This window comes from Streptomyces sp. NPDC001135, from assembly GCF_053598395.1.
Genome location: NZ_JBSFKD010000067.1, coordinates 1 through 24,361, shown reverse-complemented (window position 1 = coordinate 24,361; position 24,361 = coordinate 1). Strand labels below are relative to the sequence as shown.

The 24,361-nt window shown below is 72.2% G+C and carries 22 protein-coding genes; 14 read left to right on the top strand and 8 right to left on the bottom strand.

Translation table 11 applies throughout. The features are described 5' to 3' along the window. The 3 genes from ACWC94_RS41700 to ACWC94_RS41690 form a co-directional block, all read left to right on the top strand. On the top strand, window positions 1–909 hold a 909-nt coding region (locus ACWC94_RS41700; RefSeq protein ID WP_450802920.1), incomplete at its 5' end, for an acyl-CoA carboxylase subunit beta. 10 nt (window positions 910–919) lie between these two features. Then, on the top strand, window positions 920–1,201 hold the full coding sequence (locus ACWC94_RS41695; RefSeq protein ID WP_450802918.1) for an acyl-CoA carboxylase epsilon subunit: 282 nt from the start codon (window positions 920–922) through the stop codon (window positions 1,199–1,201). A 124-nt stretch (window positions 1,202–1,325) separates the two neighbouring features. Continuing rightward, on the top strand, window positions 1,326–4,313 hold the full coding sequence (locus ACWC94_RS41690) for a BTAD domain-containing putative transcriptional regulator (RefSeq protein WP_450802916.1): 2,988 nt from the start codon (window positions 1,326–1,328) through the stop codon (window positions 4,311–4,313). A gap of 24 nt (window positions 4,314–4,337) precedes the next feature. Here the strand turns inward: ACWC94_RS41690 and ACWC94_RS41685 are convergent, their stop codons facing one another. Then, window positions 4,338–4,628, bottom strand: a complete 291-nt coding sequence (locus tag ACWC94_RS41685; RefSeq protein WP_450802915.1) for a hypothetical protein — start codon at window positions 4,626–4,628, stop codon at window positions 4,338–4,340. A 207-nt stretch (window positions 4,629–4,835) separates the two neighbouring features. Here ACWC94_RS41685 and ACWC94_RS41680 point away from each other — a divergent pair, with 207 nt between their 5' ends. Next, window positions 4,836–6,794 (top strand): BTAD domain-containing putative transcriptional regulator, encoded by a 1,959-nt coding sequence (locus tag ACWC94_RS41680; RefSeq protein ID WP_450802913.1) that lies wholly within the window; start codon window positions 4,836–4,838, stop codon window positions 6,792–6,794. 125 nt (window positions 6,795–6,919) lie between these two features. On the opposite strand, the gene ACWC94_RS41675 is transcribed toward ACWC94_RS41680, so the two are convergent. After that, window positions 6,920–7,159, bottom strand: a complete 240-nt coding sequence (locus tag ACWC94_RS41675; protein WP_450802912.1) for a DUF6269 family protein — start codon at window positions 7,157–7,159, stop codon at window positions 6,920–6,922. 132 nt (window positions 7,160–7,291) lie between these two features. Here ACWC94_RS41675 and ACWC94_RS41670 point away from each other — a divergent pair, with 132 nt between their 5' ends. Then, entirely contained in the window at window positions 7,292–8,908 is a 1,617-nt protein-coding gene (locus ACWC94_RS41670) for a tryptophan 7-halogenase (RefSeq protein ID WP_450802911.1), read from the top strand. Window positions 8,909–9,384: 476 nt separating this feature from the next. Here the strand turns inward: ACWC94_RS41670 and ychF are convergent, their stop codons facing one another. Continuing rightward, window positions 9,385–10,473: a redox-regulated ATPase YchF gene (ychF, locus tag ACWC94_RS41665; protein ID WP_450802909.1), complete on the bottom strand. Its 1,089-nt coding sequence runs from the start codon at window positions 10,471–10,473 to the stop codon at window positions 9,385–9,387. Window positions 10,474–10,658: 185 nt separating this feature from the next. Between ychF and ACWC94_RS41660 the strand changes: the two genes are divergently transcribed. Further along, complete coding sequence (locus ACWC94_RS41660) at window positions 10,659–11,207, top strand: DUF6542 domain-containing protein (protein WP_450802907.1); 549 nt, start codon at window positions 10,659–10,661, stop codon at window positions 11,205–11,207. Window positions 11,208–11,309: 102 nt separating this feature from the next. Here ACWC94_RS41660 and ppgK read toward each other — a convergent pair whose 3' ends face one another. After that, window positions 11,310–12,056 carry a polyphosphate--glucose phosphotransferase gene (gene ppgK, locus ACWC94_RS41655; RefSeq protein WP_450802905.1) on the bottom strand — a complete coding sequence of 249 codons (747 nt, stop codon included), beginning with the start codon at window positions 12,054–12,056 and terminating at the stop codon, window positions 11,310–11,312. Window positions 12,057–12,108: 52 nt separating this feature from the next. Continuing rightward, window positions 12,109–13,125, bottom strand: a complete 1,017-nt coding sequence (locus ACWC94_RS41650) for a 4-hydroxy-3-methylbut-2-enyl diphosphate reductase (protein ID WP_450802904.1) — start codon at window positions 13,123–13,125, stop codon at window positions 12,109–12,111. A 171-nt stretch (window positions 13,126–13,296) separates the two neighbouring features. Between ACWC94_RS41650 and xseA the strand changes: the two genes are divergently transcribed. From xseA to ACWC94_RS41635, 3 genes are all read left to right on the top strand, one after another. Further along, window positions 13,297–14,505: an exodeoxyribonuclease VII large subunit gene (gene xseA, locus ACWC94_RS41645; protein WP_450802903.1), complete on the top strand. Its 1,209-nt coding sequence runs from the start codon at window positions 13,297–13,299 to the stop codon at window positions 14,503–14,505. Next, window positions 14,502–14,744, top strand: a complete 243-nt coding sequence (locus ACWC94_RS41640; RefSeq protein ID WP_450802901.1) for an exodeoxyribonuclease VII small subunit — start codon at window positions 14,502–14,504, stop codon at window positions 14,742–14,744. Before xseA ends, ACWC94_RS41640 begins: the two co-directional genes overlap by 4 nt. 162 nt (window positions 14,745–14,906) lie before the next feature. Next, window positions 14,907–15,497, top strand: coding sequence for a malonic semialdehyde reductase (locus ACWC94_RS41635; protein WP_450802900.1), 591 nt, complete (start codon window positions 14,907–14,909; stop codon window positions 15,495–15,497). 81 nt (window positions 15,498–15,578) lie between these two features. On the opposite strand, the gene ACWC94_RS41630 is transcribed toward ACWC94_RS41635, so the two are convergent. After that, a complete protein-coding gene (locus ACWC94_RS41630) occupies window positions 15,579–16,106 on the bottom strand; it encodes a DUF4245 domain-containing protein (RefSeq protein ID WP_450802898.1) in 528 nt (175 codons plus the stop codon). A gap of 128 nt (window positions 16,107–16,234) precedes the next feature. Here ACWC94_RS41630 and glpX point away from each other — a divergent pair, with 128 nt between their 5' ends. Next, window positions 16,235–17,269, top strand: coding sequence for a class II fructose-bisphosphatase (gene glpX / locus ACWC94_RS41625; RefSeq protein ID WP_450802896.1), 1,035 nt, complete (start codon window positions 16,235–16,237; stop codon window positions 17,267–17,269). Window positions 17,270–17,391: 122 nt separating this feature from the next. Here the strand turns inward: glpX and ACWC94_RS41620 are convergent, their stop codons facing one another. After that, window positions 17,392–17,769, bottom strand: coding sequence for a WhiB family transcriptional regulator (locus ACWC94_RS41620; protein ID WP_450802894.1), 378 nt, complete (start codon window positions 17,767–17,769; stop codon window positions 17,392–17,394). A 174-nt stretch (window positions 17,770–17,943) separates the two neighbouring features. Then, complete coding sequence (locus ACWC94_RS41615) at window positions 17,944–18,663, bottom strand: DUF1707 SHOCT-like domain-containing protein (RefSeq protein ID WP_450802893.1); 720 nt, start codon at window positions 18,661–18,663, stop codon at window positions 17,944–17,946. Window positions 18,664–18,830: 167 nt separating this feature from the next. Between ACWC94_RS41615 and ACWC94_RS41610 the strand changes: the two genes are divergently transcribed. The 4 genes from ACWC94_RS41610 to ACWC94_RS41595 form a co-directional block, all read left to right on the top strand. Continuing rightward, window positions 18,831–20,501: a fumarate hydratase gene (locus ACWC94_RS41610; RefSeq protein ID WP_450802892.1), complete on the top strand. Its 1,671-nt coding sequence runs from the start codon at window positions 18,831–18,833 to the stop codon at window positions 20,499–20,501. Between the two features lie 120 nt (window positions 20,502–20,621). Next, window positions 20,622–22,007, top strand: coding sequence for a class II fumarate hydratase (locus ACWC94_RS41605; protein WP_450802890.1), 1,386 nt, complete (start codon window positions 20,622–20,624; stop codon window positions 22,005–22,007). Window positions 22,008–22,129: 122 nt separating this feature from the next. Continuing rightward, window positions 22,130–22,825, top strand: a complete 696-nt coding sequence (gene fomD / locus ACWC94_RS41600) for a cytidylyl-2-hydroxypropylphosphonate hydrolase (RefSeq protein ID WP_450802888.1) — start codon at window positions 22,130–22,132, stop codon at window positions 22,823–22,825. Between the two features lie 268 nt (window positions 22,826–23,093). After that, window positions 23,094–24,361 (top strand): SpoIIE family protein phosphatase (locus ACWC94_RS41595; protein WP_450802887.1); only part of this gene is annotated, 1,268 nt, incomplete at its 3' end.

Here is a 24,361-nt window from a genome sequence, read left to right as displayed (position 1 = left end):
GGCGCCGACGTCCACGCCGAGACGAGCGGTGTCTGCCACTTCGCCTACGACGACGAGGAGACCTGCATCGCCGAGGTGCGCTACCTCCTCTCGCTCCTCCCGCAGAACAACCGCCAGGCACCGCCCGCCGTCGCGGCCACCGACCCCGCCGACCGGCGCTGCGAGAGGCTGCGCGAACTGGTGCCGCTCGACGGCAGCCGCCCCTACGACATGCGCGAGGTCATCGCCGAGGTCGTCGACGACGGCGAGCACATGGAGGTCCACGAACGCTGGGCCACCAGCGTGATCACCACCCTCGCCCGGCTGGACGGCCAGGCCGTCGGTATCGTCGCCAGCCAGCCCAGTTCCCTCGCCGGCGTCCTCGACATCCACTCCTCCGAGAAGGCCGCCCGCTTCGTGCAGCTCTGCGACGCCTTCTCGATCCCCCTGGTCACCCTCGTCGACGTCCCCGGCTTCCTGCCCGGCGTCGACCAGGAGCACGGCGGGATCATCCGGCACGGCGCCAAACTGCTGTACGCCTACTGCAACGCCAGCGTGCCCCGCGTCCAGGTCATCCTGCGCAAGGCCTACGGCGGCGCGTACATCGTCATGGACTCCCGGTCCATCGGCTGCGACCTCTCCCTGGCCTGGCCCGCCAACGAGATCGCTGTCATGGGCGCCGAGGGAGCCGCGAACGTCGTCTTCCGGCGGCGCATCCAGGCGGCCGACGACCCCGAGGCGATGCGGCAGCAGCTCGTCAAGGAGTACAAGGCCGAGCTGATGCACCCCTACTACGCGGCCGAACGCGGACTCGTCGACGACGTCATCGACCCCGCCGACACCCGTACCGCGCTGATCGCCGCCCTGACGATGCTGCGCACCAAACACGCCGACCTGCCCACCCGCAAACACGGCAACCCCCCGATGTGAGGAGGCCCCCATGGCCCGCACCTCCCCCACCACCACCCCGCCGGCCCCCGCGCCCGCCGCCCCGCCGGCTCCCGCGCCCGCGCTCGACGGGCCGCTCGCTCCCGCCCTCTTCCGTGTGATCGGCGGCAATCCCACCCCCCAGGAGATCGCCGCCGTCGCCGCGCTCCTCACCGCGCTCGCCACGGCCCCCGCCGAAAGCGCCGCCGAACCGGCCGCCGACCGGGCCCCGGCGCCCGCCCGCTGGCACCGCCCCGCGGCCCCGCCCCCGGCGTCCTGGCGGGCCCGCGCCTGATCACGGCCGCGCTGGCAGCTTGCTGCCGCCCTCGTTGCGGCCCTCTGGGACGCCTTGTTAGTCAGACAGAAAGCGGCGAAACGGGCCGTACGGTACGGCTGCGGCCGGAGTTTCGGGAGGCAGCGTGCTTCAGGTCGTGTTCCGGATCCTGGGGCCACTGGACATCAGCGCAGAGGGACGGCCCATGCCCCTGCAGGGCGGCCGGCAGCGCACCATCATGTCGATGCTGCTGCTCGCCCCCGGACGGGTCGTCTCCGTCGACACCCTCGCCGACGCCGTCTGGCACGGCGAACCGCCCGCCACCGCCCGCAACCAGATCGCCATCTGCGTCTCCGCGCTGCGCAAGTCCCTGAAGACCGCGTTCGGCGTCGACGGTGTCCTCACCACCAGTCACCCCGGCTACATGCTCTTCCCCGGCGAACACCGCATCGACGCCGTCGAGTTCGAGGAGCGGGCCGCCGAGGGGCAGGCCGCCGCCCGCCGGGGCGAGCTGGAGGAGGCGCGCGCCCGCTTCGAGGAAGCCCTGGCCATGTGGCGCGGGCCGGCCCTGGAGGGCATCACCGCCGAACGCGTCGAAGCCGAGGCCACCCGCCTGACCGAACTGCGCCTCGACGTGTACGAGCAGCTCACCTCGGTCCGTCTGGAACTCGGCCAACACGGCGAAATCGTCGCCGAACTCGCCCGGTTCGTCCGCGACAACCCGCTGCGCGAACAGGCCGTCGCCCAGCTGATGCTGGCCCAGTACCGGTGCGGCCGGCGTGCCGAGGCCCTGGAGACCTACCGGGAGGCCGGGCGGTTGTTCGCCGACGAGCTCGGCATCGATCCCGGCCCGGCCCTGCAGGAACTGCACGAGGAGATCCTCGCCGACTCCCCGGCGCTGGTGCCGCCGGCCGACCAGGTCAGCCTGGCGCCGGCCACCATCGTGCCCGCCCATCTGCCGCCCGCCCCAGCCTCGTTCACCGGCCGACGGGACGAACTGGCCACCCTGGACCGGCTGCTGGACCACCTCGACGGCACCTCGCTGCCGGTCGGCTCCCTCACCGGCACCGGCGGCGTCGGCAAGACCGCGCTCGCCGTCCACTGGTCCCACCAGGTCGTCGCCCGCTTCCCGGACGGCCAGCTCTTCGCCGACCTGCGGGGCTACGACGAGGAGGAGGCACCGCGCCGGCCGAGTGCCGTACTGGACCGCTTCCTGCGCGCCCTCGGCGTCCCCGGCCCGCAGATCCCCGCCGACCAGGTCGAGCGCACCGCGCTGTTCCGCAGCGTCCTGGACGGGCGGCGGGTGCTGATCGTCCTGGACAACGCCCGCTCGTTCGCGCAGATACGTCCGCTGCTGCCCGGCACCTCACGCTGCTGCGTCCTGGTCACCAGCCGCGACAGCATGGGCGGCGCCCTGGCCGGCGACTACGCCTACGTCCCCCTTCAGCTCGGTTCCCTCGAACAGGACGAGTCGATCGCCCTGCTCTCCCGGGTCGCGGGGGACGACCGCTTCGCGGCCGACCCGGTCGGCGCGGCACGGCTGAGCGAGCTGTGCGACCGGCTGCCGCTGGCGCTGCGGATCGCCGCCGCCCGGCTCGCCGCCAAACCCCACTGGTCGGTCCGGACCCTGGTGTCCCGTCTGGAGGACCAGCACCGCAGACTCGACGAACTCAGCATCGACTCCCGCGGGGTCCGCGCCGGCCTGCGGCTCAGCTACCGCGGTCTGCCCCCCGACACCGCCCGCATGTTCCGGCAGCTCGGCGTGCTCAGCGTCCCCGAGTTCTCCGCGTGGGCCGGCGCCGCCCTGCTCGACCTCGACCCCGTCGACGCCGAGGACCTCATCGAGCAGCTCGTCGACGCCCAGCTGCTCGAACCCGTCAGCGTCGGCGTCGGTCACGTCCGCTACCGCTTCCAGGACCTGCTGCGCCTGTTCGCCCGCGAACGCGCCCTGGAGGAGGACACCGACGCCGAGCGCAGTGCCGCCGTACGGCGCGCCGGCGGCACCTGGCTCGCCCTCGCCCGCGAGGCCCACCGCAGGATGTACGGCGGCGACTACACCGTCATCCACGGTCCGGCACCACTGCGCGACCTGCCCGCCCATCTCGTGGACAGCCTGCTGGAGGATCCCATGGGCTGGTTCGAGACCGAGCGGCTCGCGCTCACCTCTCTGGTGGACCAGCTGGCCCGGGAGGACGAGTCGGCCCACGCCTGGGACCTGGCCGTCACCGCGGTCACCCTGTTCCAGAACCGCAACTACCTGGAGGACTGGCGGGACTGCGCCGAGACCGCGCTGGCGGCGGCCCGGCGCACCGGCGACCGGCTGGGCGAGGCGGCGCTGCTGCAGTCCCTGGGCACCCTGGAGATCATCCAGTGGGACTTCGACTCCGCCCACGAGAGGCTGCTGCCGGCACTGCGCCTGTTCGAGGAGCTGGACCGGCACCAGGGCCGTGCGCTCGTCCTGCGCAACCTGGCGTTGTGCGCACGCCACCGCTCGGACCTGGTCCACGCCCTTGACCTGGGCCGGGACTCCCTGGAGATCTTCCGCGAGGTCGGCGACCACTACGCGGAGGCCCATGTACTGGGGCTGCTCGCGCAGATCGAACTGGAGCGGGGCGACGCGCAGGCGAGCCTGCTGCTGTCGTCGGAGGCGGTGGCCAAGAGCCGTGGACTCGGCGTGGCGCGCGGCGAGGCGCAGAGCACCGTACGACTCGCCGAGGCACTCATTCAGCAAGGGGACGGGGTGCGGGCCGAGGAGGCGTGCCGACGCGCGCTGGAGCTGGTTCTCGACAGCGGCGACCGGCGGGGTGAGGCGCATGTGCTGCGCGCGCTGGGGGAGGCACTGTGGTGCCGGGACAGACTGGCGGACGCCGAGACGGTGCTGCGGGACGCCATCGAGGCCGCCGAACAGGTGCCGGACCGGTATCTCCAGGCACGGGCGGCCGTCCTCCTCGGGTGTGTGCTGATGCTGCGCGCGGACCGGGCGGGCGCCGCGGCCGCTCTGCGCGGGGCGGGTGAGCTCTTCGCCGACGTCGGCGTGCGGCAGTGGCGCGAACGCGTGGACCGGCTGCTGGCGGCGCTCGGGCAGGACGAACCGGCCGACCCCGGCCTGCTGTTCGCACTCGCCCGGCCCTGACCGGCCGCGGTACCCGCCCGCCGGTCACGTCCACGGGTCGTCGCGCAGCGGGGAAGCGCCGACGGGAGCGGACGTCCAGGGGTCGTCGCGCTGCACCACCTTCCGCGTCACCGTCCACGGATCGTCCGCGGCCCGCACCGACGGCCCCCGGTCGTCCGCCGTGATGCCCGACGGCGAGCGGCCCGCGAGCGGGTTCAGGTCGTGCGTGACGCCGACCGTGCCGACCGCGGCGAGCAGCAGCACGGCACCGGTCGCGAGCCGGCCCATGGGAGCGGTCGCGGCGGTCCTCCTGGCGGTGTGGAAGAGACGGTTCACGGGGTCCTCCTGAAGGTGGTGTCCGGCGGTCTCGGGGCGCTGCCGGGGCGATGACGAGAACGCTACGGAGCCGCCGTTTTACGCCTCTTTCGAAGCTGTTTCGCAGCCCCGAAATCGCTCCGAGAACAAGGAAAAACCCCAGGTCACTAGCTTTTCGCGGGAGACGGCCCGAGACAGCAGCGGGCCCGCGCACCCGCGGAGGCCCGCATGGAGTTCAGGATTCTCGGCCCGGTGTCCGCCGAACGCGACGGGCGCCCCGTGGCCCTCGACGGCGCCAAGCAGCGGGCCACCCTCGCCGTGCTGCTCCTCGCGCGGGGCAGGCTCGTCACGGACGAGCGGCTGACCACCCTGCTCTGGGGCTGGGACGCGCCCGCCACGAGCACCCGTCAGCTGTACACCTATGTGTCCCGGCTGCGCACCCGGCTCGGCCCCGGGCACGGCCTGACCCGTCACGGCACCGGCTACCGGATGGACCCGGACGGGGCCACCCTCGACTGGCACACCTTCCGTGAACTCGCCGACGCCGGCCGGGGCCACCTGCGCGCCGGGCGCTTCGCCGAGGCCGAGCGCAGCCTCTCCGAGGCCCTCGCGCTCTGGCACGGGCCGGCCCTCGGCGACGTCACCGAGCAACTCGCCCAGGCCGAGGGGCCGCACCTGGAGGAGGCCCGGCTCGCCGCGCTCGAGGAGCACACCGAGGCCGCGCTCGCCCTGGGCCGCCACGGCGATCTCGTCCCCGCCCTCACCGGCCACGTCCACAGCCACCCGCTGCGCGAGCGGCTGCGCGGCCAGCTGATGACCGCGCTGTACCGCAGCGGCCGGCAGGCGGACGCCCTGGCCGTCTACGACGAGGGCCGCCGCCTGCTCGCCACCGACCTCGGCATCGACCCCGGCCCCGCCCTGAGCACCCTCCACCACCACATCCTCACCGGCACCCTGCCGCACCCCCCGGCTGCGCCGACGCCCCTGGCGGCAGCGCCCGCAACGACCCCGCTCACCCTGCCCGCCCCGACGGCGCCCCCGCCCGCGTCCACCCAGGACACCGAGGCCCCGGCCCCGGCGGCGGCGCGTCCAGCGCTGCCGCACGCGGCCACCGCGTCCCCGGCGCTCGCACCCGATGGCGGCGTCGGTGCCGTCGTACCGGCGCTCCTGCCCTCCGCGCCCGTCGATTTCGTCGGGCGGGGCGCGGAGGTGGAGGAGGGCGTCGCCGCGTTGCGGGGGCGGCACGACGTCGTGGTCGCGGGGGCACCCGGGACCGGGACGTCCGCGCTGGCGTTGCGGATCGGCGAGTTGTGCCGGGCGGACTTCCCCGACGGGCAGCTGTACGCGGATCTGCGCACCGGCGACGGCGGCCGGCGCGAGCCACGGGAGGTGCTGGGCTGGTTCCTGCGGGCGCTCGGGGCCGACGGCCGCCCGCTGCCCGAGGGGGTCGACGAACGCGCGCAGTTCTTCCGGACCCTGGTCGCGGACCGGCGCATGCTGATCGTCCTGGACAACGCGGCGGACGACGCGCAGGTACGGCCGCTGCTGCCCGGCGTCGGCCCCAGCCGCACCGTCGTCACCGGCACCCATCCCACGCTCGCCACCCTGGACGCGGTACGGCTGGTACGGCTCGGCCCCATGACCCCGGCGGAGGCGGCCGGACTCCTCGCGTCGGCCGCGGGCGCCGAACGGCTCGCCGCGGAGCCCCGGGCGACCCTGCGGGTGGCCGAGTTCTGCGACCGGCTGCCGCTCGCCCTGCGGATCGCCGGCGTCCGGCTGGCCACCCGCCCGCACTGGCCGGTCGCCCGCCTCGCCGACCGGCTCGCACCCGAGGAGCACCGCCTCGACGAACTGCGGATCGGCGCCCTCGACATCGGCACCGGACTGCGCACCGCCCTCGACGCGCTCACCCCCGCCGCCGCCGAGGCGCTCGGCGTGCTCGCGGCGAACGGGCCCTCCCGGCTGACCGCTCGGGACGCCGCCGCACTGCTCGACCTCGCTCCCAGGCACACGGAACACCTCCTGGACGAGCTCGCCGACGCGCGGCTCCTGACGGCGTCGCCGAGCGCGGACGCATCCGGCGCGCACCACGACGAGCCCTGCTACCGGCTGATGCCGCTGGTACGGCTGTACGCCCGGCGGAACTGCCCGGCCGCGTCCCGGCACCGGCAGGCGGCCGTGGCCTGACCGCCGCACCGCGCCTCTCCGCCTCCCACCTCTCTTCCCCCTCCCCTTTCCTTTTCCCCTTGCCCGGCCCGGTGGCCGGCCCGTCCCTTTGACGGCCGGCCACCGGGCTCCCGCGTGTCATGGGCTCAGCCGCACCCGCCCGCGTGCCCCTCGTCCAGCCCGTACGTGGCGACGTACCCGTCCTCCGCCGTGCCCCGCACCGCCAGTTCGTTCAACGCGTCCACATAGGCCGCCAGCAGATCCCCCCACGGCGTCCCGGCGTCCCGCAGGAGCAGTTCCTGCTCCATCACGGCGGAGTTCTCGATCTCCGTCAGGTATTCCAGAGGGTGCTGGACCTGATTCGGGGAGCGCAGCTCGTCGTACATTTCTCCTCCTGTTCGTCCGGGTCCCTCTCAGGCCCCGCACAAACAGCATGGAATTCCCCTCTGTACCTCTTCTCCGGGCACTCTGTACCCGCCGATACAGAACAAATACAGCGCCCCGTCGAGAATTTCCCCATGGACAGCCTGGAAAGCCATATCGGAGAAATCGTGGTCGTCGGCGGCACGCTCGCCGCCTGGGCCGCCGCCGCCCGTCTGGCCGCCACGTTCGGCGGGGCGGTCGGCATCACCGTGCTGGAAACTCCGCAGCACACAGGGGCGGCCGACGCGACCGGCCGGGCCGTGACGCTGGCCCCGCGGGTGCAGCGGGACCTCTTCGACCGGCTGGGCATTCAGGAGGAGACCTGGATGCGCGCCTGCTCGGCGTCCTTCACCCTCGCCGTCCGGTACGTCAATTGGCGCACCGGCGGAAAGGCAGACCTCTCACCGCGGCCGATGCCCGGCCACGCACCGGACCTGTTCGACCGGCCTTTCGCGCCGCTCCCCGAATGCGAGGAGTTCCCGCTGTCGGAATTCTGGCGGCTGCGCCGCCGTACGGGGGAGACCGTCGAGCCGATGGACCGCGCGTGTTTCCGTGAGCCGGCACTGCTGGACGCCCGCCGGTCGCCACGCTGGCTGGACGGCAGGGTCGCCGTCCCCTACGGCTGGCACGCCGACGCGGAACTCCTCACCCGGCTGCTGCGCCGGACGGCCGTGCAGCGGTTCGGCGTCCGCACCGCGCGGGGCACGCTGCTGGGCGCCGACCGGGACGGAGACGGCATGCTCACCGCCCTGCGCACCACCGACGGCGCCCGGATCGCCGGCGACCTGTTCCTGGACTGCACCGGTCCGGCGAGCCTGCTGATGAGCGGCGTGCTGCGCGAACCGTTCACCCGGGGGGCCGGCCACCCGCTCACCGACCGCACGGTCACCGTCAGCGTGCCGCACGACAGTGCCGTGACGGACATCGAACCGTGCGGCACGGCCACCGCCCTGCCGTACGGCTGGGCCTGGCACCGCCCGCTCGCGGACCGGATCGGCGCCGGCCTCGTCTGCGCGAGCACCTGGACGGACGAGGAGGAGGCGGTGCGTACGCTGTGCGCCCTGTGGGGGCTGCGCCCCGGCGCCGCCGACGTCCGCGTCCACACCCGGGCCGCCGGGACCGCCCGCCGCGCCTGGGTGCACAACTGTGTGGCGCTCGGCTCGGCCGCCCGGTCCGCGGACCCGCTCACCGACGACGGCCTCACCGGTGTACTGCGCCAACTCGACCGCCTGGTCCGCGACTTCCCGGCCCGGCAGCACCTGCGCACCCCGGCGGACCGCTTCAACCGGGCCGCGGCGGCCGACGCGGCGGCGGCCGACGACCTGGCCCAGCTCCTGTACCGGGCCGCCCCGCGCGCGGACACGCCGTTCTGGCGGGCGCACCGCGAACTTCCGCCGTCCGACACCCTGTCGGCCTGCCTGGAGGGGCATCACGCCGGACTGACCCCCGAACCGGACGAGACACAGCTGCGCGCCCTGCTGGCCGCCCTCGACCCGCAGGGAGGTCCGCCGCCGGCGGCCCTGTGGCACCGTACGGCAGCCCGCCGGGCCGCCGACGCCCACTTCACGAGAATCCGGCGCCAGCAGCGGATCCTGCTGGAGACCCTGCCCAGCGCCCGCGCCTACCTGCACCGCCTGCACACCCGCCCCGCCCCGGACACACGGCCCGAACCGACGAGCACACCGGCCGCCGCCTTCGCCCCGGCGATGTGAGGCCGGCGCCGTATGCGCAGCGCTTGTGGGGACCGTCCAGGGACCTCCGTTCCCACCGCGGCCCACGCCGGCGCCGCCCGGCGACACTCCACGGAGACAAGGCTGGCCAGCCTGGAGAACGGCGAAGTCCGGCTGGTCCGGTCCCGGTGCCACACCGCGCCCGCGCCCGACGGGGTTCCGGTCTCGGGCGGCAGCCGGATTCGACGGCCGTTGGGCCGGCTGGTCCGCACGCCCCGGATCCCGCGGCGGGACCCGGACGAGCGGGCCGTACCCCTCCCGCCGGCTTCTCCGGGCCTCGGGACTCCTGGCCGGGCTGCCGTCCGGAACCGCGTTGCGGACGGCGTCGCACCCTCGGCACCGGCGGGGTTCAGATCCCCGTGCCGGGCATCCGCACGGGGACCAGCGGTCCGACTCCGAAAGGCCGGCCCCCTTCCAGCCTCATGTCTGCCGGATCAGCGACTTGGCGACGGCGCCCGCTAGACGTTGAAGCGGAACTCCACCACGTCCCCGTCCTGCATCACATAGTCCTTGCCCTCCATCCGCGCCTTGCCCTTGGCGCGGGCGTCCGCGACCGAGCCCGCTTCGACCAGGTCCTCGAAGGAGATGACCTCGGCCTTGATGAAGCCCTTCTGGAAGTCGGTGTGGATCACGCCGGCCGCCTCGGGGGCCGTGGCGCCCTTCTTGATCGTCCAGGCGCGGGACTCCTTGGGGCCGGCCGTCAGATAGGTCTGCAGGCCGAGCGTGTTGAACCCGACGCGGGCGAGGGTGGCGAGGCCGGGCTCGTGCTGGCCGACGGACTCCAGCAGCTCCAGGGCCTCTTCCTCGTCCAGCTCGGCGAGGTCCGCCTCCAGCTTGGCGTTGAGGAAGATCGCCTCGGCGGGGGCGACCAGGGCGCGCTGCTCGTCCTTGAACTCCTCGTCGACCAGTTCGTCCTCGTCGACGTTGAAGACGTACAGGAAGGGCTTGGTGGTCAGCAGGTGCAGGTCGTGCAGGAGCTCGTTGCGCTCGGTGCCCTGGACGATGCCGTGCGCGAAGAGCGTGTCGCCCTTCTCCAGGATCTCCTTGGCCTCCTCGACCGCCTTAACCTTGGGGGCCACGTCCTTCTTGATGCGCGACTCCTTCTGGAGACGCGGGAGGACCTTCTCGATCGTCTGGAGGTCGGCGAGGATCAGCTCGGTGTTGATCGTCTCGATGTCGTCCTTCGGTGAGACCTTGCCGTCGACGTGGACGACGTTCTCGTCCTTGAAGGCGCGGATGACCTGGCAGATCGCATCGGACTCGCGGATGTTCGCGAGGAACTTGTTGCCCAGGCCCTCGCCCTCGGACGCGCCGCGCACGATGCCGGCGATGTCGACGAAGTCGACCGTGGCCGGCAGGATCCGCTCGGAGGAGAAGATCGACGCCAGCTTGGCGAGGCGGCCGTCGGGCACGCCGACGACGCCGACGTTCGGCTCGATCGTGGCGAACGGGTAGTTGGCCGCCAGCACGTCGTTCTTGGTCAGGGCGTTGAACAGGGTCGACTTGCCGACGTTGGGCAGGCCGACGATTCCGATCGTGAGCGACACGTTGCGACTTCCCGTAGATGAGTGGGCCAGGGGGCTGTCAGGGGCCAGAGACCGACACTGGCCGATCCCCCAGTTTACGGGGTCCGCGTCTACCGGCTCGCGGGAGCTTCGAACGCCCGGCCAAGCGCTGCGCACCGGCGTGTCGGACGGGTGATTCGGCACATAAACAGACCTAAGTTGGTCCAGTGGAGCAACGCAGAACGCGACCCCCGAACGACGGAGCGCGACGCGGCTCGCGAAAGCCCGCGCACCTGCCCCCGCAGGCCCGGCGCAGGCCCGGCGGCGAGCGCAGGCACGGTCCGGGGGCACGGCGGCGGGAGCGCACCGCACGGCCGGTGCCGCCCGGTCCGCTGCTCCCCGGTCCCCGGCTCACCGGGCTCGGCAGCGGACTGTTCTGTGCCGTGGTGATGTTCCTGCTCGGCTACCTGGACGCGGTGCTGTTCGGCGGGGCTCTGACGGTGTACGGCGTGCTGTTCCTGCCGGTGTGCGTCCTGACCGCGCTGTGGGTGCGGGCCGGGGACGTACTGACCGCTCCGGTGGTCGTACCGATCGCGTTCGCCGTGGGGCTGCTGCCGGTCGCCGACGGCAGCGGGGGGCTGCTCGGCCGGCTGATGGGGCTGTTCACCGGGCTCGCCACCCAGGCCGGCTGGCTGTACGGCGGGACGCTCGTCGCCGGAGTGATCGTGCTCGTGCGCCGGGTGCGGTGGGTGCGGGGCAGGCGCCGGACGATCTGAGCGGCCGGCACCGGACTTCCCCAGGCCCTGTCGTCACACTCCCGTCGTCGCCCGGAGGGCGGCCATGGCGTCGCGGGGCAGACGGGAGTGTGACGGCAGGGCCTAGGCGTGCTGGGCGGCTCTCATCGCCGCTCCCACGATGCCCGCGTTGTTCTGCAGCTGCGCGGGGACGATCTCGGCCCTTATGCCCTCGATGAAGTGCAGGAACTTGTCGGCCTTGCGGCTGACCCCGCCGCCGACGATGAACAGCTCCGGCGAGAACAGCATCTCCACGTGGGCCAGGTACTTCTGTACGCGGCGCGCCCACTGCTCCCAGCTCAGGCCGTGGTCGTCCTTGGCTTTGCTGGAGGCCTTCTTCTCCGCGTCGTGGCCGCTCAGCTCCAGGTGGCCCAGCTCCGTGTTCGGGACGAGGACACCGTCGACGAAGACGGCGCTGCCGATGCCGGTGCCGAAGGTGAGCAGGACGACCGTGCCCTTGCGGTCGCGGCCGGCGCCGAACTGCATCTCGGCGACGCCCGCCGCGTCCGCGTCGTTGACGACGGTCACCGGCAGGCCGCCCAGTGCGCCGCTGAACAGGGCGCGGGCGTCGGTGTCGATCCAGCTCTTGTCGACGTTCGCCGCCGTACGGACCATGGCACCGCCGGTGATCACTCCGGGGAAGGTCAGGCCGACCGGGCCGGTCCAGCCGAAGTGGTCGATGACCTGCCTGACCCCGTCGGCCACGCCGCCGGGCGTCGCCGGGTGCGGGGTGAGCACCTTGCGGCGCTCCTGGGCCAGGTCGCCCCGGTCCAGGTCCACAGGGGCGCCCTTGATCCCGGATCCGCCGATGTCCACGCCGAAGATCTGCATGGCTCCACGTTACGACGGACGACTGACAGTCACGCTCCGGGAGGGCCGGCTCTCACGCCTCAGGGGTGCCGGACCCGCCGCGCTCGGCGACCAGGGCGGCCGCCTCGTCGCGCAGGTCACGGCGCAGTTCCTTGGGCAGGGAGAAGGTGATGGACTCCTCGGCGGCCTTGACGATCTCCACGTCGCCGTAGCCACGCTCGGCGAGCCACTCCAGCACCTGCTCGACCAGCACCTCGGGAACGGAGGCGCCGGAGGTGACACCGACGGTCGTCACGCCCTCCAGCCACGCCTCGTCGATCTCGCTCGCGAAGTCCACGAGGTAGGCCTCGCGGGCGCCGGCGAGCTTGGCGACCTCGACCAGCCGCTTGGAGTTGGAGGAGTTGCGCGAGCCGACCACGATGACCAGCTCGGCCTCGGCGCCCATCTCCTTCACGGCGAGCTGACGGTTCTGCGTGGCGTAGCAGATGTCGTCGCTGGGCGGGGAGACCAGGCCCGGGAACTTGGTCTTCAGGGCGTCGACCGTCTCCATGGTCTCGTCGACGGAGAGGGTGGTCTGGGAGAGCCAGACCACCTTGGAGGGGTCGCGGACCTCGACCTTGGCGACGTCGCCGGGGCCGTCGACGAGCTGGATGTGGTCGGGGGCCTCGCCGGAGGTGCCGATGACCTCCTCGTGGCCCTCGTGGCCGATCAGGAGGATGTCGTAGTCGTCGTTGGCGTAGCGGACGGCTTCCTTGTGGACCTTGGTGACCAGCGGGCAGGTGGCGTCGATGGTGGCGAGGCGGCCCCGCTCGGCCTCCTCGTGGACGACCGGGGCGACGCCGTGCGCCGAGAACATGACGATGTTGCCGGGCGGCACCTCCTCCGTCCGCTCGACGAAGATCGCGCCCTTCTTCTCCAGGGTCTGCACGACGTACTTGTTGTGGACGATCTCGTGCCGGACGTAGATCGGGGCCCCGTACTGTTCGAGGGCCTTCTCGACGGCGATCACGGCGCGGTCCACACCGGCGCAGTAGCCCCGGGGGGCGGCGAGCAGGACACGGCGGCCAGGCGAAGCGGTCATGCGTCCCATCGTAAGGGTGCGTTCGGCGGCGCCGGGATCGCCTGCCCGCTGCCGTGCCGGGAGGACTGCCGGCCAGGCCGGTCACGGAGTCGACGGCCTCCCCGACCGGCGGGCACCACCGGCAGGGGCGAAGCCCCGGCCTGGACCGCACTGTCGGTACCCCCCGTTACGCTCGGGCTCATGGCTGTGAACACCACTCCCGAAGCCCCCCTCCCCGTCGGTGAGGTCTCCCGGCTGATCGGGGGCTGGATCGACCGGCTCGGCGCGGTGTGGGTCGAGGGGCAGATCACACAGTTGTCGCGGCGGCCCGGCGCCGGAGTCGTCTTCCTGACGCTGCGGGATCCGTCGTACGACATCTCCGTGAGCGTGACCTGCTACCGGCAGGTGTTCGACACCGTCGCGGACGTCGTCGGCGAGGGCGCCCGCGTCGTCGTCCTGGCCAAGCCGGAGTGGTACGCGCCCAGAGGCCAGCTGTCGCTGCGCGCCGCCGAGATCAGACCCGTCGGCGTAGGCGAGCTGCTGGCCCGGCTGGAGCGGCTGAAGAAGGCACTCGCGGCGGAGGGGCTGTTCGCGCCGGAGCGGAAGAAGCCGCTGCCGTTCCTGCCGCAGCTGATCGGGCTGGTCTGCGGCCGCGCCTCCGCCGCGGAGCGGGACGTGCTGGAGAACGCCCGGCACCGCTGGCCCGCCGTCCGCTTCGAGGTGCGCAACGTCCCGGTGCAGGGCGTGCACGCCGTTCCGCAGGTCGTGCAGGCGGTGAAGGAGCTGGACGAGATCGAGGACGTGGACGTCATCATCGTCGCGCGCGGCGGCGGCAGCGTGGAGGATCTGCTGCCGTTCTCCGACGAGCAGCTGGTGCGGGCCGTGGCCGGGTGCCGGACGCCGGTCGTCTCCGCCATCGGGCACGAGCCCGACAACCCGCTGCTGGACCACGTGGCCGACCTGCGCGCCTCCACCCCGACCGACGCGGCCAAGAAGGTCGTACCGGACGTGGGCGAGGAGTTCGAGCGGGTGCGGATGCTGCGGGACCGGGCCCGGCGGTGCATGAACGCGTTGGTCGAGCGGGAGGAGCGGGGCTTGGCGCACGCGCTGGCCCGCCCGTCGATGGAGGATCCGCACCGGATGATCGACGAGCGCGCCGACCACGTGACCTCCCTGGTCGAGCGGAGCCGGCGGACCCTCGGCCATCTCCTGGACCGCGCGGACTCGGAGCTGGCACACACGCACGCGCGCGTGGTGGCCCTCTCCCCCGCGGCCACGCTCCAGCGCGGCTATGCGGTACTGCAGAGGTCCGACGGGCACGTGGTGCGCGGCCCGGACGAGGTGACGGAGGGCGAGGCGCTGCGTGCGCGGGTCGCCGACGGTGAATTCACGGTGAAGGTGGGCGAATGACCAGCAAGGTGGACGAGGCGCTGTCGTACGAGCAGGCGCGGGACGAGTTGATCGAGGTCGTACGGCGCCTGGAGGCGGGCGGTACGACGCTGGAGGAGTCCTTGGCGCTGTGGGAGCGCGGCGAGCAGCTGGCCAAGGTGTGCCGGCGCTGGCTGGAGGGGGCGCGGGCCCGGCTGGACGCGGCGCTCGCGGAGGAGGAAGAGGGGGAGGCGAAGGAGCGGGGAGGGGGCACCGAGTAGGCGCGGTCCGGGGGCGGGCCGCTCCCCGCAGGCTGTGAGGCGGGTCACCACACCCCGAGTATTGTTGAAGGTTGAACTTCGCTGGCGTAGGGTCGGTGCCGTCAGCCGATCCGGACCACGGTCCGGTACGTCGGAACAAGACGCCCCCAAGGAAACGCACACATGTCTCTCGTTCTTGACCCCGCCGCCCAGGACCTGCTGTTCCGCGAGGCCCGCACCGCGAACACCTTCACCGACGAGCCGGTGACCGACGAGCAGGTCCAGGCGATCTACGACCTGGTCAAGTACGGCCCCACCGCCTTCAACCAGAGCCCGCTGCGCATCACCCTGGTCCGCTCCCCCGAAGCCCGCGAGCGCCTGGTGAAGCACATGGCCGAGGGCAACCAGCCGAAGACGGCCGCCGCCCCCCTGGTCGCGATCCTCTCCGCGGACAACGAGTTCCACGAGGAGCTGCCGACCCTCTTCCCCCACTTCCCGCAGGCCAAGGACCTCTTCTTCAGCGAGCGCCCGGCCCGCGAGGGCGCCGCCGCGCTGAACGCCGCCCTGCAGGCCGCCTACTTCGTCATCGGCGTCCGCGCCGCGGGCCTCGCCGCCGGCCCGATGACCGGCCTCGACTTCGAGGGCGTCCGCAAGGAGTTCCTCGACGACGACCACACCCCGCTGATGGTGGTCAACATCGGCAAGCCGGGCCCCGACGCCTGGTTCCCGCGCTCGCCGCGCCTGGCGTACGACGACGTCGTCACGACCGTCTGACCCCCGCGGCACCCCGCACGCCCCGTACGCGAGAGGCCCCCGGCACACCGCCGGGGGCCTCTCGCGCATGTCGCGCGCGGCTCACCGCGTCTTCAGCGCCGCCGCCACCTTCGCCAGCTCCGCGAAGGACGCCGTGCCGGCCACCACCGTCGTGGAGCCGGACGGGCCGTTCAGGACGAGGGCGTCGTAGCGGCCACCGGTGTAGCGGGTCCAGGTCCGGCCGTCGATCGCCTCGGTCTTCTTCGTCGCCGACGCGCCCTGACTGGCGTCGGCGACGAAGTCGGACGCCTTCTGCGTGGACTGTTCGATCTGGACGTACTGGCCGTCCGGGGTCTGGTAGCCCAGGTGCCAGCGGTCGGAGTTCTCGCCCTGGAAGCGTACGGAGGTCGCTTTCCAGGTACTCGGCAGGCCTTCGGGGGCGGCCACCGGGTAGCTCGCCGCGCGACGGGCCGTGAGCAGCTCGACCCGGTAGTCGACCCGCTTGAGGTCGGGAGTGTGATCGTCGTGCGGGATGGCGAGGAAGTAGACGACCAACGCCGCGATGCCGATCAGGGCCAGGGAGAGAACCATGTCCCGGGCCGTCTTCTGCTTGCCGTTCGAACCTGCCACGCCCCCTATCGTCGCAGGTGCCCCATGCGCTCATCCGTGGGGTCCCCTGCTCATTTTGTCTGCCCGGCGATAGAGTCAGGGTCCAATACCCTCATCCGGCCGTCGTCGTATCAGAAAGGTGCGCTCCGATGACCGAAAATCATCATCTGCCGTCCGAGCTCGATGTTCCCTCCGAGGCTCCCGACCGCAACCTCGCCCTGGAACTCGTCCGGGTGACCGAAGCCGCCGCCATGGCCGCGGGCCGCTGGGTGGGGCGCGGCGACAAGAACGGCGCCGACGGTGCCGCGGTGCGCGCCATGCGAACCCTCGTCTCCACCGTGTCGATGAACGGCGTCGTCGTCATCGGCGAGGGCGAGAAGGACGAGGCCCCGATGCTCTTCAACGGGGAGCAGGTGGGTGACGGCACCGGTCCCGAGGTCGACATCGCGGTCGACCCGATCGACGGCACCACGCTGACGGCCAAGGGCATGCCGAACGCGATCGCCGTCCTCGCCGCCGCCGAGCGCGGCGCCATGTTCGACCCGTCCGCCGTGTTCTACATGGACAAGCTGGTCACCGGCCCGGAGGCGGCGGACTTCGTCGACATCAACGCGCCCGTCGGCGTGAACATCCGCCGGATCGCCAAGGCCAAGCGGTCCTCGCCGGAGGACGTCACCGTCGTCATCCTGGACCGGCCGCGGCACGAGGGTCTGATCCGGGAGGTCCGGGAGGCCGGCGCCCGCATCAAGCTGATCTCCGACGGCGACGTCGCCGGGTCGGTGTACGCGCTGCGCGAGGGCACGGGCGTCGACCTGCTGCTCGGCATCGGCGGTACGCCCGAGGGCATCATCTCGGCCTGCGCGGTGAAGTGCCTGGGCGGCACCATCCAGGGCAAGCTGTGGCCCAAGGACGACGAGGAGCGGGCGCGGGCCATCGACGCCGGGCACGATCTGGACCGGGTGCTCACCACCGACGACCTGGTCTCGGGTGAGAACGTGTTCTTCGTCGCCACCGGTATCACCGACGGTGAGCTGCTGCGGGGTGTGCGGTACCGGTCGGAGACCGCGCTGACCGAGTCGATCGTGATGCGGTCGAAGTCGGGGACGGTTCGCCGGATCGACTCCGAGCACCGGCTCCGCAAGCTGCGGGCCTACAGCGCGATCGACTTCGACCGGGCCAAGTAGCGCCTGCCCACAGGGGGCGCGTCGAGCGTCGGCGAGTACCGGTCACGTGTGGTTTCTCGCCCAGTGCCCGCGCCCCTGAGGAGGACAGCGCCCCCTGTGCGGAGGGGGCGCGTCCTGTCCGGTCATCCGGCTATGCGGTTGGCCGTCGTCGTCCGCGCCGCCTTCTTCAGTTCCATCTCCCGCCTGCGGCGCCTCGCCAGGACCACTCGGCGCTCCGCTGCCGTGAGGCCACCCCAGACGCCGTACGGTTCGGGCTGGAGGAGGGCGTGTTCGCGGCACTCGACCATCACCGGGCAGCGCGCGCAGACACGCTTGGCCGCCTCCTCGCGCGAGAGCCGGGCGGCCGTCGGCTCCTTCGACGGGGCGAAGAACAGGCCGGCCTCGTCGCGCTGGCACACCGCCTCGGTGTGCCAGGGAGCGTCTTGGTCCCTGTCCCGCGCTGGCACCCGCTGGGCCGGAAGGGCAGCGACCTGCAAGGACGAATGCGGCGGTTGCAGCACGGTCTACTCCTGACGACGGCTTCGCGAGCGAGAGACGATGCAGCAAGGCCTACCCGCTGTGCGCGGGCCTATGCACAGCGTTCCCAACCGCAGGCGCACAGCGGCTCGTTCACGCCCCCACCGCGAGGGCACAGGAGGACCGGACCCTTCCGATCACCGGCCGATTCGCGACCGTCAATGACCCAGATGCCCGCGCAGCTTCCGGTCGACCCTGTCCTGGACCCGATCCAGCTTCCGGTCGATCTTGTCCTGCACCCGCTCCAGGATGTCCGCCACGCGCTTGCCCCGCTTGGGCCGCGCCTCGACATTGCCGAGTACGGCCCAGCCGTCGACGTAGACGACCGGCGCCTCGGAGTCGACCGAGTCCAGCGTGTCCACCTCGAAGTTGCCGAGGACGCCGCCCCCGGTGCCGCGCAGCGACACGTTCTCCGGGACGCGGATCTGGACGTCACCGAAGACCGAGACGGCCTTGATCACGACCTGCTGGTACTCGAAGATCGCCTCACTGAGGTCGATCTCGACGCTGCCGAAGATCGAGTACGCGTGCAGCCGGCGTCCCGCGCGCCAGCGGCCCCGGCGCACCGCACTGCTGAAGACGGCGACCACGTTGGCGTCCGCCTCGTGCGGGACCGCGCCCGGGGTGGGGCGGGGCGGGACCGGCGTGTAGGCCGGGGCGGACGGCTGCTGGTGGGCGGCGGGCAGGTCCCGTATGAAGGCCTCCAGCTCGCCCACGGTCTTGGCGGCGAGGACACCCTCGACCCGCTCGGCGTGCTCGTCAGGAGTCAACCGCCCCTCGGCCAGGGCCTCACGGAGGATCTCGGCGATGCGATCACGGTCGGCGTCCGAGGCACGCAGCTCGGCGACAGGTGCTTCGGTGTGCTTCTGAAGGTCCACGACAGCAGCGTACCGAAACGCGATAGATCGCGACTAGGGGTGGGGAAAACCCCGGGCGTGTCGAACTGAGCCTCACCTCACAGGTTCCGTGTCGGCGGCAGGTTCTACGCTGGTGAAGCCCGCCAGCGTCGGCGGGCAGCCGTCTGCCGAGTGAGGAATGGGCTGAGATGCCTGAGTTCGCGTACACCGATCTGCTCCCCCAGGGAGAGGACACCACCCCCTACCGGCTGGTGACGTCCGAGGGCGTCTCCACCGTCGAGGGCCCGGACGGGCGGACGTTCCTCAAGGTGGAGCCGGAGGCGCTGCGCAAGCTGGCCGAGGAGGCCATCCACGACATCCAGCACTACCTGCGCCCGGCCCACCTGGCCCAGCTGCGCCGCATCATCGACGACCCCGAGGCGTCGAGCAACGACAAGTTCGTCGCGCTCGACCTGCTGAAGAACGCGAACATCGCGGCGGCCGGTGTGCTCCCGATGTGCCAGGACACCGGCACGGCGATCGTCATGGGCAAGCGCGGCCAGAACGTACTGACGCAAGGCCGCGACGAGGAAGCGCTGAGCCGCGGCATCTACGACGCCTACACCAAGCTGAACCTGCGCTACTCGCAGATGGCTCCGCTCACCATGTGGGAGGAGAAGAACACCGGCTCCAACCTCCCGGCCCAGATCGAGCTGTACGCGACCGACGGCGGCGCCTACAAGTTCCTGTTCATGGCGAAGGGCGGCGGCAGCGCCAACAAGTCGTTCCTCTACCAGGAGACGAAGGCCGTCCTGAACGAGGCCTCCATGATGAAGTTCCTGGAGGAGAAGATCCGTTCGCTCGGTACGGCCGCCTGCCCGCCGTACCACCTCGCGATCGTCGTCGGCGGCACGAGCGCCGAGTACGCGCTGAAGACCGCGAAGTACGCCTCCGCGCACTACCTGGACGAGATCCCCGCCGAGGGATCGGAGCTCGGCCACGGCTTCCGGGACAAGGAGCTCGAGCAGAAGGTCTTCGAGCTGACCCAGAAGATCGGCATCGGCGCGCAGTTCGGCGGCAAGTACTTCTGCCACGACGTCCGCGTCGTCCGCCTGCCCCGTCACGGCGCCTCCTGCCCCGTCGCCATCGCCGTCTCCTGCTCGGCCGACCGCCAAGCCGTCGCGAAGATCACCGCCGAGGGCGTCTTCCTGGAGCAGTTGGAGACCGACCCGGCGCGCTTCCTGCCGGAGACGACCGACGAGCACCTCGAGTCGGACGGCGACGTCGTCAAGATCGACCTCAACCAGCCGATGGACACGATCCTCGCCGAGCTGACGAAGTACCCGGTCAAGACCCGCCTCTCCCTGACCGGCCCGCTGGTCGTGGCCCGTGACATCGCCCACGCCAAGATCAAGGAACGGCTGGACGCGGGCGAGGAGATGCCGCAGTACCTGAAGGACCACCCGGTGTACTACGCCGGTCCGGCGAAGACCCCCGAGGGCTACGCCTCCGGTTCGTTCGGCCCGACGACGGCCGGCCGCATGGACTCCTACGTCGAGCAGTTCCAGGCGGCGGGCGGCTCGAAGGTGATGCTGGCCAAGGGCAACCGGTCGAAGCAGGTCACCGACGCGTGCAACGCCCACGGTGGCTTCTACCTCGGCTCCATCGGCGGCCCGGCCGCGCGTCTCGCCCAGGACTGCATCAAGAAGGTCGAGGTCCTGGAGTACGAGGAGCTGGGCATGGAGGCCGTCTGGAAGATCGAGGTCGAGGACTTCCCGGCGTTCGTCGTCGTGGACGACAAGGGCAACGACTTCTTCCAGGATCCTGCCCCGCAGCCCACGTTCACCTCGATCCCGGTGCGGGGTCCCGGGCTCGCCTGACCCGGCCGGCGGTCCGTGGCCCCAGGGGCTTCCCCGGGGCCACGGGCGGCCTGGGTGGTCGATCGCTCACTCGGCGTAGTGTCCGGGAACAACCCCGCACCCCGAACCGCTGTAGCTCCCATGAGCGACTACCGCATCGAGCACGACTCCATGGGCGAGGTCCGCGTCCCCGCCACCGCCAAGTGGCGCGCCCAGACGCAGCGCGCCGTCGAGAACTTCCCCATCTCGGGCCGGCGTCTCGAACGCGCCCACATCGAGGCGCTGGCCCGGATCAAGGCCGCCGCCGCCAGGGTGAACGCGCAGCTCGGTGTGCTCGACAAGGACATCGCCGAAGCCATCCAGGAAGCCGCGGCCGACGTCGCCGCGGGACAGTGGGACGAGCACTTCCCCATCGACGTCTTCCAGACCGGTTCCGGCACCTCCTCCAACATGAACGCCAACGAGGTCATCGCGACCCTCGCCAGTGAGCGGCTCGGCCGGGACGTACACCCCAACGACCACGTCAACGCCTCCCAGTCGTCCAACGACGTGTTTCCGTCCTCGATCCACATCGCCGCGACCGCCGCCGTCACCCACGACCTGATCCCGGCGCTGGAGCACCTCGCCGCCTCCCTGAGCCGTAAGTCCGAGGAGTTCGCGGACGTCGTGAAGTCGGGGCGGACCCACCTCATGGACGCCACCCCCGTGACCCTCGGCCAGGAGTTCGGCGGGTACGCCGCCCAGATCCGCTACGGCGTCGAGCGGCTGGGCGCCTCCCTCCCCCGCCTCGCCGAACTCCCCCTCGGCGGCACCGCCGTGGGCACCGGTATCAACACCCCGCCCGGCTTCTCCGCCGCCGTCATCCAGGAGGTCGCCCGGGCCACCGGGCTGCCGCTGACCGAGGCCCGCGACCACTTCGAGGCGCAGGGGGCCCGGGACGGGATCGTGGAGACCAGCGGACAGTTGCGGACCATCGCGGTCGGGCTGACGAAGATCGCCAATGATCTGCGGTGGATGGCGTCCGGACCGCGCACGGGGCTCGCCGAGATCCGGTTGCCCGATCTGCAGCCGGGGTCGTCGATCATGCCGGGGAAGGTCAACCCGGTGATCCCCGAAGCCGTACTGATGGTGGCCGCCCAGGTGATCGGCAACGACGCCACGATCGCCACCGCCGGCGCTTCCGGGAACTTCGAGCTCAACGTCATGCTCCCGGTCATCGCCAAGAACGTGCTCGAATCCGTCCGGCTGCTCGCCAACGTCTCGCGGCTGCTGGCCGACCGGACCGTCGACGGCATCACCGCCGACCGCGAGCGGACCCGGGAGTACGCCGAGTCGTCGCCGTCCGTGGTGACCCCGCTGAACAAGTACATCGGGTACGAGGAGGCCGCGAAGGTGGCCAAGAAGTCCCTCGCCGAGCGGAAGACGATCCGGGAGGTCGTGCTGGAGGGGGGCTACGTCGAACGCGGCGACCTGACGCTGGACCAACTCGACGAGGCGCTGGACGTCCTGCGGATGACCCACCCCTGACCCCGACGCCCCGCCCGCACCCCCGACCGGTCCTTTCCGGCCACCGTCACCGCCACCGTCGCCCGCCCGGAACCGTGACGTGCACCGCAGCGTCGTATGCCTGCGGCACCTAATATCTGTCCATGACGGACGACGGAGCGATGACACACCGGGACGCGGACGCGGGACCTGCGAGCCACTGGAGCCCGGGCGATCAGGTCCTGTGGCGCTACCGGGAGAACGCCGGCCGGCACTTCCACATCGCCCGGCCCGTCACCGTCGTCCGCGACGACGCCGAACTGCTCGCCGTGTGGCTGGCCCCCGGCACGGACTGCATGAAACCCGCCCTGGCCGACGGCACGCCCGTGCACCAGGAGCCGCTGGAGTCCCGCTACACCAAGCCGCGCACGGTGCAGCGGGACCGCTGGTTCGGGACGGGCGTGCTGAAGCTGGCCCAGCCCGGCCGACCCTGGTCGGTGTGGCTGTTCTGGGAGCCGGGCTGGCGGTTCAAGAACTGGTACGTCAACCTCGAGCAGCCGCTTGCCCGTTGGGCGGGCGGGGTGGACTCCGAGGACTACTTCCTGGACATCTCCGTCCATCCCGACCGCAGCTGGCACTGGCGCGACGAGGACGAGTTCGCGCAGGCCCAGCGGGACGGGCTGATGGACGCGGCCACCGCCGAACGGGCCCGGGCGGCCGGGCGGGACGCGGTCGAGGTGATCGAGACCTGGGGACCGCCGTTCTCGGAGGGCTGGCAGCACTGGCGCCCGGACCCGTCCTGGACGGTACCTTCTCTCCCCGAGGACTGGGACCGCACGCCCGCGCATGTGTCCTCATGAGACCCTTGATGCGCCCCCGGGCCGCAAACGTAGGATCGTCCTCCGCAAGGGCGCACACAAGCAACTCCCGGCGCATGCGTCGGGCTTGACCGATCGTCACCGAGGGGCGGCAGGACGTGAGCGAGGGGTACGACGGCGTGACCACCGCGATCGGTGGTGGCACAGGAACCACCTCTGAGCACGCGGGAATTCCGTTCCTGGGACACGTATTGCGGGTATCGGGACTTCTGCGGGAGCAACTGCGCGCCCGGCGCGCAGTGCCGTACGGATGGATGCGACACGCGTGACGGAGCAGCCGACCTCCTTCGAGCGCCCCCAGGGCGCCGACCCCGCGGAGGGCCGCGGGGCGCTCCGGCGTGCCCCGAAGCAGGCCGGCGGGCCCGCCGCCTTACCGGTTCAGGCCCGGACCGACGGCACGCCCTCCGGCCCGGGGACGACCGCGCCCTGCGGCAAGGGGAACAAGGGGAAGGAGCCCCCAGTCAACGGCCCCGAGCACTCCCAGCCCGCCGCCACCGAGCCCGGCGCACACCGCCCGCGCCCCACGCCGGAGGGCATCCCGCCGCAGCCCGGCACCGAGCAGGAGCGGGCGGCGGGCGGTCAGGAACGCCGTACCGGGCGGGGGCTGCCGCCCGGGCGGCCGATGCCCATGCGGCGTGACGGGGACCGGCTCAGATTCGTGGGCGCGGCCACCCGGCGGATCGCCCGCGGTCTCGATCTGGACGAGATCGTGATGGGCCTGTGCCGGGCGACGGTGCCGACGTTCTCGGACGCGATCCTGGTCTATCTGCGCGACCCGCTGCCGGTCGGCGACGAACGGCCCACCGGTCCGGTGGTGCTGCGGCTGCGCCGTACCGACCGGATTCCGGAGGAGCGGGACACCGACGGTGTGCTGCTGCCGCCCGCCTTCGAACCGGAGCCGGAGCCGAGCGCGCTGGCCGAGCTGTCCGCGCTCACCACCGAGCTGTGCGAGGTGCGCCCCGGCGGCGCGCTGAACGAGGTGCTGCGCGGGGTGCGTCCGGTGTTCGCCGACGCGCCCGCCGCCCGGGCCGCGCTGCCCGAGCTGCTCGGCGAGGGCGGCGACGCGGTCGTACCGTCCGGGCAGCACGCGATCCTCGCGCCGCTGCGCGGGAGGCGCCGGGTGATCGGCGCGGCGCTGTTCCTGCGCCGCCCGGAGCGGCCGGCGTTCGAGGCCGACGACCTGCTCGTGGCGGCCCAGCTGGCCACGCACAGCGCCCTCGGCATCGACAAGGCGGTGCTGTACGGCCGTGAGGCCTACATCGCCGACGAGCTGCAGCGCACCATGCTCCCCGAGACCCTGCCCCGCCCGACGGGTGTGCGGCTCGCCTCCCGGTACCTCCCGGCCGCCGAGACCGCGCGGGTGGGCGGCGACTGGTACGACGCGATCCCGCTGCCGGGCAGCCGGGTCGCGCTGGTGGTCGGCGATGTCATGGGGCACTCGATGACCTCGGCGGCGATCATGGGGCAGCTGCGCACGACCGCGCAGACCCTGGCGGGGCTCGATCTGCCGCCGCAGGA